Below are 15,501 nucleotides of genomic sequence, written 5' to 3' on the forward strand. Positions count from 1 at the left end.
CGGGCGCGCCCGCGCCGCGCTACCTTCCGCGGATGCGCACCCTCCTGCTCGCGGCCGTCCCCCTGGCGCTCCTCGCCGCCTGCTGCACCGACGGCTCACCGGCCCCGGCGCCGCCGCCGGCCGCCGCGCCGCCGGCGGCGGCAGGGGCGGGCGACGCGGGCGCGCCCGGACCCGCCGCCCGGCCCGGACCCGGCGAGGCCGGCGCGGCCACCTCGGCGCCGCCCCCGCAGGCGCACGCCCCGGCGCCGGCCGGCGCGTGCCGGCGGACCGGCTGCGCCGGCGAGCTGTGCGCCGCCGAGGACCTCGTCTCGCCGTGCATCATGAAGCCGGAGTTCGCCTGCTACGTCGCGGCCCGCTGCGAGCGCCAGGCGGACGGGGCCTGCGGGTGGACCGAGGACGCGGCGCTGCGGCGCTGCCTGTCCGAGAAGCGGGCGGAGAAGCCGGCGGACCGGCTCCAGTAGCGCTCGTCACCCCTCCGCGTCGCCCTCGCCCGCCTCGTCGGCCTCGGCCTCCTCCCGCGGCGGCGCGCGGCCGGCGCGGGAGAGCCCGTGCTGCTTGATCTTCTTGTGCAGGTTGGTGCGCTCGACGCCGAGCGCCTGGGCGGCCTGGGTGATGTTCCAGTCGTGCTCCTCGAGGCGCGCCAGGATGTAGTCGCGCTCGACCAGGTCCCGGAGCTCCTTCAGCGGCACCTCGCCGTAGCGCGACAGGTCGGCGGAGCCGGGGGGCGGGGGCGGCGCGGCGCGCGGCCCGACCGTCTCCGGCACGTCGGCGGAGGTGATGCGCTCGCCGCTCATGATCACCATCCGCTCGCACACGTTCCGGAGCTCGCGGACGTTGCCGGGCCAGCGGTGCTGCTTCAGCCGGTCGTAGACCACGGGGTCCACCGGCTTCGGGCGCAGGCCGTTCTCGCGCGTGGCGAGCTGGAAGAAGCGCTCGGCGAGCACCGGCACGTCGTCGAGCCGGTCGCGGAGCGGCGGCACGGTGAGCGGCACGACGTTGAGCCGGAAGAACAGGTCCTCGCGGAACGTGCCGTTCCGCACCTCCTCCTCCAGGTCCTTGTTCGTCGCGGCGATGATCCGGACGTCCACCGTGAACGCCTTCTCGCTGCCGACCCGGACCACCTCGCCGGTCTGCAGCGCGCGGAGCACCTTGGCCTGGGCGGACAGCCCCATGTCGCCGATCTCGTCGAGGAACAGCGTCCCGCCGTGCGCCACCTCGAACTGGCCGCGCCGGCGCGCCGCGGCGCCGGAGAAGCTGCCCTTCTCGTGCCCGAACAGCTCCGACTCGATGAGCTCGGACGGGATGGCCGCGCAGTTCACCTTCACGAACGGCCCGTCGGCGCGCCTCGACTGACGGTGCACCTCGGCCGCCACCAGCTCCTTGCCGGTGCCGGACTCGCCCAGGACCAGCACGCGGCCGCTGGTGGGCGCCACCTTGCCGATGTCGTCCCGCAGCTTCCGCATGGCCGGGCTCTCGCCCAGCATGTCGTCGGAGAAGCGGCGCTCGCGCGCGGACAGCGCCTGCACCTTGCCCTCGAGGTCCCGGCGCGAGAGCGCGTTGCGCACCGACACGAGGACCCGGTCGCGGTCCACCGGCTTCGAGAAGAAGTCGGTGGCCCCGCGCTTCACGGCGTCCACGACGTCGCTCGTGTCGGCGTGGCCGGAGATCATGATGACCGGCAGGTCGCGCCACAGCTCGCGGGCGCGGGAGAGCAGGGCCAGGCCGTCCATGCCGGGGAGGCGGATGTCGAAGACGCCCAGGTCCACCGGCTCGGACTGGAGCACCTCCAGCCCCTGCTCGGCGCTCTCGGCCTCCAGCACCGCGTAGCCCTCGGCCTCGAGCACCATCCGCAGCGTGCGCCGGATGTTCCGCTCGTCGTCCACCACCAGGATGCTCGCCTTGGTCGGGTCCATGCGCGCGCGATCATAGGCGACCTCGGGCCGCGACGCCCGCGCCGTCGGCGCCCGGCGCGGTGGGCAGGCGTCACACCTCGGCGGGCCGGGCCAGGATCACGAGCGAGCGCGCCTCCACCTGGACCGCGCCGCGCGCCTCCACCGGCCCGTGCCGGCCGTCCGGCTCGGTGCAGGTGTCCTCCAGGACCAGCCACCGCCGGCCCCACTCGACCGCCGGGAGCACGTAGCGGACCGGCTCGTGGTGCGCGTTCAGCAGCACGAGCAGCGTGTCGCCCACGATCCGCTCCCCTTGCTCGTCGGGGCCGGCGATGGCGTCGCCGCCCAGCAGGAACGCGACCGACCGCGCGAACGGCTCGGCCCAGTCCGCCTCGTTCATCTCGGTGCCGTCGGGCCGGAACCAGGCCAGGTCCTTCACCGAGGAGTCCCAGAGCTGCGCGCCGCGGAAGAAGCCGCGCCGCTGCAGCACCGGCTGCGACAGGCGCAGGCGGATCATGCGCCGGGTGAACGCGAGCAGCGCGCGGCGCCGCTCGTCGAGGTCCCAGTCCAGCCAGGACAGCTCGTCGTCGTGGCAGTAGGCGTTGTTGTTCCCGTGCTGCGTCTTCCCCATCTCGTCGCCGGCGGCGATCATCGGGACCCCCTGCGACACGAGCAGCGTGGCCATGAGGTTCCGCTGCTGGCGGTCGCGCAGGGCCAGCACCGCCGGGTCGTCGGTCTCCCCCTCCGCGCCGCAGTTCCAGGAGTGGTTCTCGTCGGTCCCGTCGCGGTTCTCCTCGCCGTTCGCCTCGTTGTGCTTGCGGTCGTAGGAGACGAGGTCGCGCAGGGTGAACCCGTCGTGCGCGGTGACGAAGTTCACGCTGGCGTAGATCTTCCGCCCGGCGGGCTCGTACAGATCGGCCGAGCCGGTGAGCCGGTAGCCCATCTCCGCCTGCTGGTCCTCGTCGCCCTTCCAGAAGCGGCGCGCCACGTCGCGGTACTTCCCGTTCCACTCCGACCAGATGACCGGGAACGCCCCGACCTTGTAGCCGTCCGGGCCGACGTCCCAGGGCTCCGCGACGAGCTTCACCTGCCGCAGCACCGGGTCCTGGTGCACCGCCGCCAGGAACCGCGAGGCCTCGTCGAACGTCTCCGGGTCGCGCGCCAGCGTGACGGCCAGGTCGAAGCGGAAGCCGTCCACGTGCATCTCGGTGACCCAGTAGCGCAGCGAGTCCATCACCAGCGCCAGCGTCTGCGGCTGCGTGACGTCGAGCGAGTTGCCGGTGCCGGTGTAGTCCGCGTAGTACCGCGGCGACTCGCCGGCGAGCCGGTAGTAGGTCCGGTTGTCGAGCCCCTTCAGCGAGAGCGTCGGGCCGAGGTGGTTGCCCTCGCAGGTGTGGTTGTAGACCACGTCGAGGATCACCTCGAGGCCGGCGCGGTGCAGCGCCTTCACCATGCCGCGGAACTCGTTCACCTGCTCGCCGGGGCCGCGGCGCGCGGCGTAGCGCGGCTCCGGGGCGAGGTAGGCGAGCGTCGAGTAGCCCCAGTAGTTGCGCAGCCCGCGCTGGAGCAGGAACGCGTCGTCCACGAACGCGTGCACCGGCAGCAGCTCGACGGCGGTGACGCCCAGGCGCGCGAGGTGCTCGAGGGCGGGCGGGGAGGCGAGCCCGGCGTAGGTGCCGCGCAGCTCCGGCGGGACCTCCGGGTGACGCATGGTGAAGCCGCGGACGTGCAGCTCGTACAGGACCGAGCGGTGCAGCGGCGTGCGCAGGGGCCGATCGCCCTCCCAGTCGTAGTGGTTGCCCACCACCACCGCGCGCGGCACCCACGGCGCGGAGTCCTCGGGATCCGGGGTGAGGTCCTCGTCCGGCGCGCCGCGCCGGTAGCCGAACACCGGGCCGCGCAGGTCGGCCTGGCCGGTCAGCTCGCGCGCGTACGGGTCCACCAGGAGCTTGGCCGGGTTGTAGCGATGCCCCGCCTCCGGCTCGTACGGTCCGTGCGCCCGGTAGCCGTAGGGCGTCCCGGCGGCGAGGCCGGGCAGGTAGGCGTGCCAGACGTGGCCGGTGCGGGCGCCGAGGCGCAGGCGCCGCAGCTCGCGCGACGGATCGGCGGGATCGAACAGGCACAGCTCGACCGCGTCGGCGTGGCGCGCGTAGACCGCGAAGTTGGTGCCCTCGCCGTCGAACAGCGCGCCCAGCGGGTAGGGTCGGCCAGGCCAGGTGCGATCGCCGTTCATGGGGGGGCCTCCGTGGCGGCCTCACCGCAAGATGGGGCCCCGGGGGCACGCCCGCCAGGACGGCGAAGGGTCCGGGTGGGGCCGTGCTTCAGCGCGCCGCGGCCGGCGCCCGCCCGATGCAGAAGTAGCTGAACCCCTGTTCGCGCATCTCCTCGGGGTCGAACACGTTGCGCCCGTCGAACACCACGGGCGCGCGGAGCAGCGCCTTCATGCGCTCGAAGTCCGGGTTGCGGAACTCGCTCCACTCGGTGACGACGAACAGCGCGTCGGCCCCCTCCAGCGCCTCGTACGGCCCGGGCGCGAACCTCACCCGGTCGGCGAAGCGCCGCCGGGCGCGGTCCATGGCCACCGGGTCGTACGCCTGCACCCGCGCGCCCTTGCCCAGCAGCCCCTCGATGACCTCGACCGAGGGCGCCTCGCGCATGTCGTCGGTGCGCGGCTTGAACGCGAGGCCCCACACGCCGAACACCTTGCCGGCGAGTTCGCCGAAGTGGCGCACCGCGCGCGCGAGCAGGTGGCGCTTCTGCCGCTCGTTCGTCTTCTCCACCGCGCGGAGCAGGTCGAGGTCCACGCCGTGGCGGCGGCCGGTGGCGAGCAGCGCCTTCACGTCCTTGGGGAAGCAGGAGCCGCCGTACCCGATCCCCGGGAACAGGAACGGGTAGCCGATGCGCGTGTCCGCGCCCACGCCGCGCCGGACCTGCTCCGCGTCGGCGCCCACCTTCTCGCAGAGCAGCGCGATGTCGTTCATGAACGAGATGCGGGTCGCGAGCATCGCGTTCGCCGCGTACTTCACCATCTCGGCCGAGCGCGGCTCCATGAACAGGATGGGCCGCTCGGTCCGCACGAACGGCGCGTACAGCTCGCGCATGATCCGCCGGGCCCGGTCGCTGCTCGCGCCCACCACCACGCGGTCCGGCCGCTGGAAGTCCTCGAGCGCCGCCCCCTCCTTCAGGAACTCGGGGTTGGAGACCACGTCCACCTCGAAGCGGGCGCGGCGGGCCATGATCTCCTGGATGCGCCCGGCGGTGCCGACCGGCACCGTGCTCTTCGTCGCGACCACCGTGTAGTGCTTCACCGCGCGCGCCACCTCCTCGGCGGCCTCCATCACGTGGCGGAGCTCGGCGTCGCCGTCCTCGCCCCCGGGCGTGCCGACCGCGAGGAACACCACCTTGGCGCGCCCGGCCGCCTGCGCCAGGTCGGTGCCGAAGCGGAGCCGCCCCTCGCGCAGGTTGCGCCGGACCAGCTCCTCCAGCCCCGGCTCGTAGATCGGCACCTCGCCGCGCTGGAGCCGCTCGATCTTCCCGGCGTCGGTGTCCACGCAGCTGACGTCGTTGCCGGACTCGGCCAGGCACGTCCCGGTGACCAGCCCCACGTACCCCGCGCCCACCACCGCGATCCGCATCCATCCCCCTCCGCCGCTAGCCCGGATCCTCCTGGGCCACCCGCTCGCGCCGCCGCGCCGGCGCCCGGCGCCGCGCCGCGCGCTCGCGCGCCTCGCGCACGTGGGCGGCGAGCGCCTCGGCCCGGTGCGCCGCGGTGTGCTCGGCGAGGACGCGCCGCCGCGCCCGCGCCCCCACCGCCCGGCGCTCGTCCTCCGGCAGCCGCTCCAGGATCGCGAGCGCCTCGTCCGTCGAGCGCGCCAGCAGGAGCTCCCGCCCCGGCGCGAACACGGTCTCGATCCCCGGCCACGGGTCGGACACGATCGGCGTCGCGCACGCCGCCGCCTCGAACAGCCGCACCGACGGCGACCAGCCGGCGCGGACCATGTCGGCGCGGGTGACGTTCAGCGTGAAGCGCTGCGCGGCGTAGAACGCGGCGTGCTCGCCGGGCGCGAGGTGCTCGACGCGCCGGACGTTGGCGGGCCACTCGAGGCCGGGCGGGTACTGCGGGCCCGCCACCACGAAGCGCCGGCCCGGGCGGCGCCGCGCCGGCTCGATCAGCAGCCGCTCCAGGGCGGGCTGGCGGTCGGCGCCGTAGGTGCCGACGTAGCCGAGGTCCCATCGCGGCGCCGCGCCCGGCGCGGCGGCCGGGCGGTGCACCTCCGGGTCGGCGCTGCAGTAGAGCGCCCGGGCGGCGGGCGCGCCCAGCTCGCGCTCGATGCGCGCGAGCATGGGGCCGCCGGTGAAGGACAGGTACAGGTCGAAGCCGGGCACGAGCGCCGGGGTGAGGTACTCGCAGTCGCCGCGGGCGAGGTGGGCCACCGTGACCGGCGTGTCGATGTCGTAGAACGCGGTGACCCCGCGCGCGAGCTCCTGCACCAGCGCGCCGACCTCCACGCCGTCGGGCACGTAGGAGCCGACCACCGCGAGGTCCGCGCGCCGGATCGTGTCGCCCAGGCGCTCGCGCAGCTCGGCCACCGACCGGTACAGCTCCAGCCGGCAGAACGCCGGGGCGGCGAGATCGCGGTTCGCCGCGTACCAGGGCACGTCGCGCTCCAGGAACGTGACCCGGTGCCCGGCGGCGGCGAGGGCGCGGCACAGCGCGCGGTAGGTGGTGGCGTGCCCGTTGCCCCACGACGACGTGATGGAGAGCCCCAGGAACACCACGTCGAGCGCGCCGGCCGTCATTCGGCCCACCCCTGGGCGAGGGCGCGCTCCGGGGCGGGCCGGCCGCCGCGGACCCCCAGCGCGGCCTCCACCACCTCGGCGCGGCGCGCGTAGGTGTGCTCGGCGAGCACCCGGCGGCGGGCGGCGGCGCCGACGCCGCGGGCGCGCGCCGCGTCCAGGCCCGCCACGAGCGCGGCCACCTCGTCGCCGTCGCGGGCCACCAGGATCTCCTCGCCGGGCGCGAGGAACCGCTCGATCCCCTCCCAGGCGTCGGTGACGATGCAGGCGCCCGCGCCGGCCGCCTCGAACACGCGGGTGGCGGGGGAGAAGCCGTTCGCGGCCATGCTGTCGCGCGAGACGTTCAGCACCGCCAGCGCGGTCGAGTTCCAGGCGTTGTGGTCGGCGGTGCCGACGTGGCCGGCGCGCCGCACGTTCGGGGGCACCGCGCGATCCTCCCAGCCCGCCCCGCCGAGCAGGAAGCGCCGCCCGGGCAGCGCGGCGGCGGGGCGCAGGAAGAACTCCTCCACCCGCGCCTCGCGATCGGGCAGCCGGTTCGCGAGGAGCGCCAGGTCGGCCTCGAAGCGCGGATCGGGCGGTGCGGGGTGGTGCGTCGCGGGGTCGAGCGCGTTGTAGACCGGGACGCAGCGCCGGGCGCCGAGCGCCGCGTAGGCGCGGACCACCGGGTCGCCGCCACCGTAGGTGAACACGAGGTCGTAGCGGGGCACCAGCGCGTGGAACGGGTCGGCCGGGTCGCCGGCCAGGCGGGCCAGCGTGGCGGGCGCGTCCACGTCCCAGAACGCCACCCGGTTGCCCGGCCGGCGCAGCCCCGCCACCCGCGCCTCCAGGAGCGCGTCGTGCACGCCCACCCCGCTCGCCTTCACCACCAGGTCGGCGCGGGCCGCCTCCTCGAGGCAGCGCTCCAGCGCGGCGGGATCGGCGGGATCCCAGACCACCGAGCGCGCGTACGGCGGGTCCGCGATGTCCCGGTGCCGCTGCCGCTCGAACGCGTCGGGCTCGTAGAAGGTGAGCGCGTGCCCCCGCGCGTGGAGCGCGCGGGCGAGCCCACGATAGTAGGTGGCCGCCCCGTTCCAGTAGGCGGAGACCAGGCTCGAGGCGAAGAAGGCGATCCGAAGCCGTTCGGGCATGGGTGTGACGGGCGGCCTCCGGGCCATCCGCTCGACGAAATGTAGGTTGTCGATCCCCCGCCCGCAGTCGGCGCCGCGCGGCCGGGCGTCGCTCGGCGCTGCGCCGCACGCCCGAGGAGCGTTCCCCCGCGAGGCGTGCACGTTGCCCGGCCACGCACCTGTTCGCACGTTTCGCGAGGAGGGCCGTCCTTCACGCCCGGGGGACGGAGCGGGGGGCGGGCCCAGGGACGGCGAACGCATGAACGGACGGAGGATCCTCATCACCGGCGGTGCCGGCTTCATCGGGTCGCACCTCGCCGATCACCTGCTCGCGCACGGCCACGCGGTGCGCGCGCTGGACGTCCTTTCACCGCAAGTGCATGGCCCGAACGCGGCGCGTCCCGCCTACCTCGACCGCGAGGTCGAGCTCCAGGTCGGCGACGTGCGCGACCCGGAGGCGGTGCGCCGCGCGCTGCGCGGGGTGGACGCGGTGGTGCACCTCGCCGCCGCCGTCGGCGTCGGGCAGAGCATGTACGAGGTGGAGCGCTACGTCGGCGTGAACGACCTCGGGACGGCCACCCTGCTGCAGGCGCTCATCGAGCGCCCGGTGGGGCGGCTGGTGGTGGCGTCGTCGATGAGCCTGTACGGCGAGGGCCTGTACCGCGACGCGCGCGGCCGGCCGGTCACCGCCGAGCGGACCCGGGCGCAGCTCCTGGCGCGCCGCTGGGAGCCGGCCGGGGAGGGCGGCGCGCCGCTCGAGCCGGTGCCGACCCCGGAGACGAAGCCGCCGGCGCTCGCGTCCATCTACGCGCTCTCGAAGTACGACCAGGAGCGGATGTGCCTGCTGGTGGGCGAGGCGTACGGCATCGCCACCGTCGCGCTGCGCTTCTTCAACGTGTACGGCACGCGCCAGGCGCTCTCGAACCCGTACACCGGCGTCCTCGCCATCTTCGCCGCGCGCTACCTCAACGGCCGCCCCCCGCTGGTCAACGAGGACGGCCTGCAGCGCCGCGACTTCGTCTCGGTGCGCGACGTCGCCGAGGCCTGCCGGCTGGCGCTGACCGTGCCGGGCGCGGCCGGGCAGGTGCTGAACGTGGGCAGCGGCCGGAGCTTCACGGTCCTCGAGGTCGCCGAGCGGCTGGCCGTCGCGGTGGGGCGCGAGGAGCTCCGGCCCGAGGTGACGCAGCGCTACCGCGTGGGCGACATCCGCCACTGCTTCGCGGACATCTCGCAGGCGCGCGCGGTGCTCGGCTACGCGCCGGCGGTGGCGTTCGACGACGGGCTGGCGGAGCTGGCCGGGTGGCTGGAGGGCCAGATCGCGCACGACCGGGTGGGCGAGGCGAGCGCGGAGCTGGCCGCGCGGGGGCTGTCGCTGTGATCGCCGAGCGGGTGCTGGTGGTGGGCGGGGCCGGGTTCATCGGCGCGAACCTCGCGCACCGGCTGCTCTCGGCCGGGACGCGGGTGCGGCTCCTCGACAGCCTGGCGCGGCCGGGGGTGGAGCGGAACCTGGCCTGGCTGCGCGCCACGCACGGCGATCGGCTCGAGGTGATCGCGGGCGACGTGCGCGATCCCGGCGCGGTGGCGCGGGCGGTGGAGGGCGCCGCGGCGGTGTTCCACCTGGCCGCGCAGGTGGCGGTGACCACCTCGCTCGTGGACCCGGTCCAGGACTTCGAGGTGAACGCGCGCGGCACGCTCAACGTGCTGGAGGCGGTGCGCCGCCAGGACCCGCCGCCGTTCGTGCTCTTCACGTCCACCAACAAGGTCTACGGCGCGCTCGAGGACGTCCTCCTCGAGGACGCCGGCCAGCGGTACGCTCCGGTCGATCCGGGGCTGCACCGCGGGATCTCCGAGGCGCGGAACCTCGCCTTCCACTCACCGTACGGCTGCTCCAAGGGCGCCGCCGAGCAGTACGTGCTCGACTGGGCGCGCACCTACGGCGTCCCCGCCACCGTGTTCCGGATGAGCTGCATCTACGGGCCGCACCAGTTCGGCACCGAGGACCAGGGCTGGGTGGCGCACTTCCTCATCCAGGCCATGGCCCGGCGGCCCATCACGCTCTACGGCGACGGCAAGCAGGTGCGCGACATCCTGTTCGTGGAGGACCTGCTCGACGCCTTCCTGGCGGCGCGCGAGCGCCCGCGCGAGGTGGCCGGGCGCGCCTTCAACCTGGGCGGCGGGCCGGAGAACACGGTGAGCCTGCTCGAGCTGCTCGAGCTCGTCGAGGCGCTGGAGGGCGTGCGCCCCCGGGTGACGCTCGAGCCGTGGCGCCTCGCGGACCAGCGCTGGTACGTGTCCGATCCCTCCGCCTTCGCGGCCCTGGCCGGCTGGGCGCCGCGCACCGGCGTCCGGGAGGGCGTGGGGCGGCTGCACGCGTGGCTCGCGGCGGCGGCGCGGCCGCAGCGCCCGGCCGCGCTCGAGGAGGCGGCGACCTAGATGGCCGCGCACATGCGCGCCGCGGTGCTGGCGGGCCCGCGGCGGATCGAGCTCGCCGAGGTGGAGCGGCCCCGGCCCGGGCCGGGCCAGGTGCTGGTGCGCCTGCACGGCTGCGGCGTGTGCGGCTCCAACCTGGCGCCGTGGCAGGGGCGGGCCTGGTTCACCTACCCGTTCGCGCCGGGCGTGCCGGGGCACGAGGGGTGGGGCGTGGTGGAGCGGCTGGGCGCGGGGGTGGACGGGCTGGTGGAGGGGCAGCGGGTGGCGCTGCTCTCCGGGGCCGCGTTCGCGGACTACGACCTCGCGGCGGTGGACCGGGTCCTGCCCATCCCGGACGGCCTGGCCGGCCCGTTCCCGGGCGAGGCGCTCGGCTGCGCGGTGAACGTGTTCCGCCGCGCCGCCGTCGGGCAGGGCGACACGGTGGCGGTGGTGGGCGCGGGGTTCCTCGGGCTGATGGTGCTGCGGCTGGCCGCGCTGGCGGGCGCGCGGGTCCTGGCGCTCTCGCGGCGCGAGACCTCGCTCGCGCTGGCGCGGCGGCTCGGCGCCGACGAGGCCATCCCGACCGGCGACCCCGGCGCCGCCGAGGCGCGCGTCCGGGACCTCACCGGCGGGCGGATGTGCGGGGTGGTGGTCGAGGCGATCGGCTCGCAGGAGGCGCTGGACCTCGCCTCGCGGCTCGTGGCCGAGGGCGGGCGGCTCGCCATCGCGGGCTACCACCAGGACGGCCCGCGGACCGTGGACATGCAGTCGTGGAACTGGCGCGGGATCGACGTCGTGAACGCCCACGAGCGCGATCTCGCGGTGCAGCGGGAGGGGGTCCTCGCGGCGGCGCGGCTGGTGGCGGAGGGGCGGCTCGATCCCGGGCCGCTCTACCGGAGCTTTCCGCTCGACCGGCTCGCCGACGCCTTCCAGGCGATGGAGGAGCGGCCGGACGGCTTCGTGAAGGCCCTCGTCACCCCATGATCGCATACCCATCGGCCGGCCCGGCGCGCCCGCGGCTCGGCTTCCTCGGCGTCGGCTGGATCGGCCGGCACCGCCTGCGCGCCATCCTCGAGTCCGGCGCGGCCACCGCCGCCGCGCTCGCCGACCCGAGCGCCGCCGCGGCCCGCGAGGCCGCCTCGGCGCTGGACGGCTGCCTGGTGGTGCCCGACCTCGACGCGCTGCTCGAGCTGGGCGTGGACGGGGTGGTGATCGCCACGCCGTCGGCCCTGCACGCCGAGCAGGCCGTGCGGGCGCTGCGGCGCGGGGTGGCCGTGTTCTGCCAGAAGCCGCTCGCGCGCACCGCGCCGGAGGCGCGGCGGGTGGTGGAGGCGGCGCGCGCCGCCGACCGGCTGCTGGGCGTGGACCTCTCCTACCGGCACGTGGCGGGCATGGACCGGGTGCGCGCGCTGGTCGTGGAGGGCGCGCTCGGCGAGGTGTACGCGGCGCACCTCTCGTTCCACAACGCGTACGGGCCGGACAAGGCCTGGTTCTACGACGCGCGCCTCTCCGGCGGCGGGTGCCTGGTGGACCTCGGCATCCACCTGGTGGACCTGGCGCTCTGGACGCTCGGCGGGCCCGGGGTGGACACGGTGAGCGCGACGCTGCGCTCGGGCGGGAAGCGGCTGCGCGGGCGCGAGAGCGGGCTGGTGGAGGACTACGCCGCCGCCCAGCTCGAGCTGGGGAACGGCACCGCCGTCCAGCTCTCCTGCTCGTGGCGCCTCTCCGCCGGCCAGGACTGCGCCATCGAGGCCGCGTTCTACGGCACCCGGGGCGGCGCGGCGCTCCGCAACGTCCACGGGTCGTTCTACGACTTCCTGGTGGAGCGCTTCCACGGGACGCGCCGCGAGCTGCTGGCCGCCCCGCCCGACGCGTGGGGCGGGCGGGCCGCGGTGGCCTGGGCGCGCGCGCTCGCCGCCGGCGGCCGCTACGATCCGGCGGTCGAGTCGATCCTCGACGTCCAGGCCACCCTGGACCGGATCTACGAGGCGTGACCCAGCGTGAAGGTCCTCCTGCACGCCGACGCGGTGGGGGGCGTCCTCACCTACGCGCTCGAGCTCGCGGCGGCCCTGGCGGCCCGCGGCGTCGCGGTGGTGCTCGCCACCGAGGGCGGCCCGGTGCCGGAGGGCGCGCGCCGGCGGCTGCGCGCCGTCCCGGGGCTGGTGCACGAGGAGGCCGGCTTCCGGCTCGAGTGGATGGACGAGCCCTGGGACGACGTGGCCCGCGCCGGCGAGTGGCTGCTCGGGATCGAGCGGCGCGAGCGCCCGGACGTGGTGCACCTCGGGGCGTTCGCGCACGGCCGGCTCCCGTTCCGCGCGCCGCGCCTGGTGGTGGGTCACTCGTGCGTGGTCTCCTGGTACGAGGCGGTCCGGGGCGCGCCGCCGCCGCCCTCGTGGGATCGCTACCGCCGCGCGGTGCGCGAGGGCCTCGCCGCCGCCGACGCGGTCGCCGCCGCCAGCGCCGCGATGGCGCGCGCGCTGGTGCGCCACCACGGCCCGCTGGCGCCGCCGGCGGTGGTCCCGAACGGCCGCGACCCGGCGCGCTTCCCGCCGGGCGAGAAGGCGCCGCTGGTGATGGGCGCGGGCCGGCTCTGGGACGAGGCGAAGGGCGCGGCGGCGCTGGCGCGCGTCGCGCCCGAGCTGCCGTGGCCGGTGGCGATCGCGGGCGAGGCGCGGGCGCCCGGGGCGCACGGGCTGCACGATGCGCCGGTCGCGCCCGGCGTGGCCGATCCGGCCCCGCGCGCGCTGCCGCCCGGGCCGGCCCACCTGCTGGGGCGGCTGGAGGAGGCGGACCTCGCCGCCTGGCTCGCGCGCGCGGCGGTGTTCGCGCACCCCGCCCGCTACGAGCCGTTCGGCCTGGCGGTGCTGGAGGCGGCGCTGGCCGGGTGCGCGCTGGTGCTCTCCGACCTCGAGAGCCTGCGCGAGACCTGGGACGGCTGCGCCGAGTGGGTCCCGCCCCGCGACGACGCGGCGCTCGCCGCGGCCCTGCGCAGGCTCTGCGGTGACCCGGGGCGGCGCGAGGCGCTCGCCGTCCGCGCCCGGGCGCGCGCGCTCCGGCTCGGGCCCGGCCCGATGGCGGACGCGTACCTCGACCTCTACCGCGGGCTCCTCGCCCGCGCCGGAGCCCGGCCGTGAAGATCGCGCTCTTCGTCCACTCGCTCCGCTCCGACTGGAACCACGGCAACGCCCACTTCCTGCGCGGCGTCGCCTCGGAGCTCGTCCACCGCGGCCACGCGGTCACGGCGTGGGAGGCGCTCGGCGCCTGGAGCGCGGAGAACCTGGTGCGCGATCACGGCGCGGCGGCGCTCGACGCCTGGCGCGAGGCGTACCCGGAGATCCCGGTCCGCACCTACGTGGCCGGCGCGCTCGACGCGGCCGAGGCGCTGGACGGCGTGGACCTGGCGCTGGTGCACGAGTGGAACGACCCCGAGGTGGTGGCGCGCGTCGGCGCCGAGCGCGCCCGCCGCCCGTCGCTCCGCCTCCTGTTCCACGACACGCACCACCGCGCCGTGACCGCGCCCGGCGAGCTGGCCCGCTTCGACCTCTCCCGCTACGACGGCGTGCTCGCGTTCGGGGAGGTGCTGGCCGGGATCTGGCGCGCGCGCGGCTTCGAAGGGCGCGCCTTCACCTGGCACGAGGCGGCCGACGTCCGCCGCTTCCACCCCCGCCCCGAGGCGCCCGAGGGCGATCTGGTGTTCGTGGGGAACTGGGGCGACGAGGAGCGCACCGCCGAGCTGGCCGAGTTCCTGCTCGGGCCGGTGCGGGCGCTCGGCCTCTCCGCCACCGTGCACGGCGTGCGCTACCCGGAGGCCGGCCTGCGCGCGCTCGCCGCCGCCGGGATCGCGTACCGCGGCTACCTGCCCAACCACCGCGCCCCCGAGGTGCTCGCGCGCCACCGCGTCACCGTGCACGTGCCGCGGCGTCCCTACGCCGAGGCGCTGCCGGGCATCCCCACCATCCGGCCGTTCGAGGCGCTCGCCTGCGGCGTCCCGCTGGTGAGCGCGCCGTGGCAGGACGCCGAGCGGCTGTTCCGCCCCGGGGTGGACTTCCTGGTCGCGCGCGACGGCGCCGAGATGGCGCGCCACCTGCGCGCGGTGCTGTCGGAGCCCGGGCTGGCGCGCGAGCTCGCCGCGAGCGGGCTCGAGACCATCCGCGCGCGCCACACCTGCGCGCACCGGGTGGACGCGCTGCTCGCGATCGCCGCGGGGCTGGGGTGAGCGCCCCCGCGCCGCGGTCCCCCGCGGGCGGGCACGAGGCGCGGGCCACGGCGCGCGCGCTGACGCTGCTCGCGATCGGCGCGGGCTTCGGCTTCCTCTGGCTGGCGCGGGACCTGCTCGTGCCCACCGCGCTCGGCGTCACGCTGGCGCTCTCCGTCCACCCGGTGGTCGCGGCCCTGCAGCGGCGCCGCGTGTCGCGGACGGTCGCCTCGGTGGCCGGGACGCTCCTCGCGGTGGCCGTGCTGGTGGGGATCGGGTACGTGCTCTGGGGCCGCATCGCCGCGTTCGCCGACGAGCTGCCCGGCTACGAGGGGCGCCTGCGCGAGGCGGCGGCCGGGATCCGGCGGCACGCGGCGCACCTCCAGGCGCAGTCGGAGCAGCTCGTCCAGGCGCCGCGCCGCCCGGGCGAGGTGAAGGTGCAGGAGGGCGTGCCCTGGGGCTCGCTGCTCGTCGGCACCGCGCAGGGCGCGCTGACGTTCGCCGGCCAGGCCACGGTGGTGGTGTTCGTCCTCTACTTCACGCTGGCGGAGGGCCCGCGCTTCCGCACGAAGCTGCTCGCCTGGGCCGACCGCCGGCCGCGCGGCCGCGCGCGCGTGCTCGCCGCGCTGGAGGAGCTCCACCGCGACGTCGAGCAGTACATGCTGAACCGCGTGGCGCTGAACGCGGCGCTGGGGGTGGTGACCTGGGCCGTGTACGCGCTGTACGGGCTCGAGCACGCGGCGATCTGGGGGATCACCACCGCGCTCCTGCACTTCATCCCCTACGTCGGGCCGGCGCTGGGCCTGTTCCTGCCCGCCGCCATGGCGCTGCTGCAGTACGGCACCGCGAAGGACGTCGCGCTGGTGACCGCGATCTACCTCGTCCTGGTGAACGTGCAGGGGAACGTGGTGGACCCGCTGTTCCTCGGGAAGCAGCTCCGGCTCTCGCCGCTGGTGGTGTTCCTCGGCTCGCTGTTCTGGTTCTGGCTCTGGGGCCCGGTCGGCCTGTTCCTCGCGGTCCCGCTGCTCTCCACCGTCCGGATCGTCTGCCGCCACCTGCCGCGCTACCGCGTGGTCGCGAGCCTCCTCGCCGAGTGAGCGGCCGC

13 protein-coding genes are annotated in these 15,501 nt (G+C 76.2%); 8 read left to right on the forward strand and 5 right to left on the reverse strand.

From position 1 onward, the window contains the following. The first annotated feature begins 32 nt into the window (after nucleotides 1–32). Nucleotides 33–461 carry a hypothetical protein gene (locus tag ADEH_RS05415; protein WP_232287436.1) on the forward strand — a complete coding sequence of 143 codons (429 nt, stop codon included), beginning with the start codon at nucleotides 33–35 and terminating at the stop codon, nucleotides 459–461. 6 nt (nucleotides 462–467) lie between these two features. Here ADEH_RS05415 and ADEH_RS05420 read toward each other — a convergent pair whose 3' ends face one another. The 5 genes from ADEH_RS05420 to ADEH_RS05440 form a co-directional block, all read right to left on the reverse strand. Then, nucleotides 468–1,913, reverse strand: coding sequence for a sigma-54-dependent transcriptional regulator (locus ADEH_RS05420; protein ID WP_011420113.1), 1,446 nt, complete (start codon nucleotides 1,911–1,913; stop codon nucleotides 468–470). Between the two features lie 70 nt (nucleotides 1,914–1,983). Then, nucleotides 1,984–4,122: a glycogen debranching protein GlgX gene (gene glgX, locus ADEH_RS05425; RefSeq protein WP_011420114.1), complete on the reverse strand. Its 2,139-nt coding sequence runs from the start codon at nucleotides 4,120–4,122 to the stop codon at nucleotides 1,984–1,986. 88 nt (nucleotides 4,123–4,210) lie between these two features. Further along, nucleotides 4,211–5,524, reverse strand: coding sequence for a UDP-glucose dehydrogenase family protein (locus tag ADEH_RS05430; RefSeq protein ID WP_011420115.1), 1,314 nt, complete (start codon nucleotides 5,522–5,524; stop codon nucleotides 4,211–4,213). 16 nt (nucleotides 5,525–5,540) lie between these two features. After that, on the reverse strand, nucleotides 5,541–6,689 hold the full coding sequence (locus ADEH_RS05435; protein WP_011420116.1) for a CgeB family protein: 1,149 nt from the start codon (nucleotides 6,687–6,689) through the stop codon (nucleotides 5,541–5,543). After that, on the reverse strand, nucleotides 6,686–7,813 hold the full coding sequence (locus tag ADEH_RS05440) for a CgeB family protein (protein WP_011420117.1): 1,128 nt from the start codon (nucleotides 7,811–7,813) through the stop codon (nucleotides 6,686–6,688). The genes ADEH_RS05435 and ADEH_RS05440 overlap by 4 nt, the downstream gene beginning before the upstream one ends. A gap of 238 nt (nucleotides 7,814–8,051) precedes the next feature. Between ADEH_RS05440 and ADEH_RS05445 the strand changes: the two genes are divergently transcribed. Genes ADEH_RS05445 through ADEH_RS05475 form a run of 7 tightly spaced genes read left to right on the forward strand, consistent with a single transcriptional unit; the run spans nucleotide 8,052 to nucleotide 15,493 of the window. After that, a complete protein-coding gene (locus ADEH_RS05445; RefSeq protein ID WP_011420118.1) occupies nucleotides 8,052–9,170 on the forward strand; it encodes an NAD-dependent epimerase/dehydratase family protein in 1,119 nt (372 codons plus the stop codon). After that, a complete protein-coding gene (locus tag ADEH_RS05450) occupies nucleotides 9,167–10,225 on the forward strand; it encodes an SDR family NAD(P)-dependent oxidoreductase (RefSeq protein WP_011420119.1) in 1,059 nt (352 codons plus the stop codon). Before ADEH_RS05445 ends, ADEH_RS05450 begins: the two co-directional genes overlap by 4 nt. Continuing rightward, nucleotides 10,226–11,185, forward strand: a complete 960-nt coding sequence (locus tag ADEH_RS05455) for an MDR/zinc-dependent alcohol dehydrogenase-like family protein (RefSeq protein ID WP_011420120.1) — start codon at nucleotides 10,226–10,228, stop codon at nucleotides 11,183–11,185. Further along, the gene (locus ADEH_RS05460; protein WP_011420121.1) at nucleotides 11,182–12,195 is read left to right on the forward strand and encodes a Gfo/Idh/MocA family protein; all 1,014 of its coding nucleotides are present in this window, start codon (nucleotides 11,182–11,184) and stop codon (nucleotides 12,193–12,195) included. The genes ADEH_RS05455 and ADEH_RS05460 overlap by 4 nt, the downstream gene beginning before the upstream one ends. 6 nt (nucleotides 12,196–12,201) lie before the next feature. Next, a complete protein-coding gene (locus ADEH_RS05465; RefSeq protein WP_011420122.1) occupies nucleotides 12,202–13,335 on the forward strand; it encodes a glycosyltransferase in 1,134 nt (377 codons plus the stop codon). Beyond that, nucleotides 13,332–14,417 carry a CgeB family protein gene (locus tag ADEH_RS05470; protein ID WP_011420123.1) on the forward strand — a complete coding sequence of 362 codons (1,086 nt, stop codon included), beginning with the start codon at nucleotides 13,332–13,334 and terminating at the stop codon, nucleotides 14,415–14,417. The genes ADEH_RS05465 and ADEH_RS05470 overlap by 4 nt, the downstream gene beginning before the upstream one ends. Beyond that, a complete protein-coding gene (locus ADEH_RS05475; protein ID WP_011420124.1) occupies nucleotides 14,414–15,493 on the forward strand; it encodes an AI-2E family transporter in 1,080 nt (359 codons plus the stop codon). The genes ADEH_RS05470 and ADEH_RS05475 overlap by 4 nt, the downstream gene beginning before the upstream one ends. Nucleotides 15,494–15,501 lie beyond the last annotated feature (8 nt).

This window comes from Anaeromyxobacter dehalogenans 2CP-C (assembly GCF_000013385.1).
Taxonomy (GTDB): domain Bacteria; phylum Myxococcota; class Myxococcia; order Myxococcales; family Anaeromyxobacteraceae; genus Anaeromyxobacter; species Anaeromyxobacter dehalogenans_B.

Excerpts from the sequence above, each read along its gene's own strand:
- ADEH_RS05415 (WP_232287436.1), top strand. The coding sequence starts at position 33 with ATGCGCACCCTCCTGCTCGCGGCCGTCCCCCTGGCGCTCCTCGCCGCC.
- ADEH_RS05420 (WP_011420113.1), bottom strand. The coding sequence starts at position 1,913 with ATGGACCCGACCAAGGCGAGCATCCTGGTGGTGGACGACGAGCGGAAC.
- glgX (WP_011420114.1), bottom strand. The coding sequence starts at position 4,122 with ATGAACGGCGATCGCACCTGGCCTGGCCGACCCTACCCGCTGGGCGCG.
- ADEH_RS05430 (WP_011420115.1), bottom strand. The coding sequence starts at position 5,524 with ATGCGGATCGCGGTGGTGGGCGCGGGGTACGTGGGGCTGGTCACCGGG.
- ADEH_RS05435 (WP_011420116.1), bottom strand. The coding sequence starts at position 6,689 with ATGACGGCCGGCGCGCTCGACGTGGTGTTCCTGGGGCTCTCCATCACG.
- ADEH_RS05440 (WP_011420117.1), bottom strand. The coding sequence starts at position 7,813 with ATGCCCGAACGGCTTCGGATCGCCTTCTTCGCCTCGAGCCTGGTCTCC.
- ADEH_RS05445 (WP_011420118.1), top strand. The coding sequence starts at position 8,052 with ATGAACGGACGGAGGATCCTCATCACCGGCGGTGCCGGCTTCATCGGG.
- ADEH_RS05455 (WP_011420120.1), top strand. The coding sequence starts at position 10,226 with ATGGCCGCGCACATGCGCGCCGCGGTGCTGGCGGGCCCGCGGCGGATC.
- ADEH_RS05460 (WP_011420121.1), top strand. The coding sequence starts at position 11,182 with ATGATCGCATACCCATCGGCCGGCCCGGCGCGCCCGCGGCTCGGCTTC.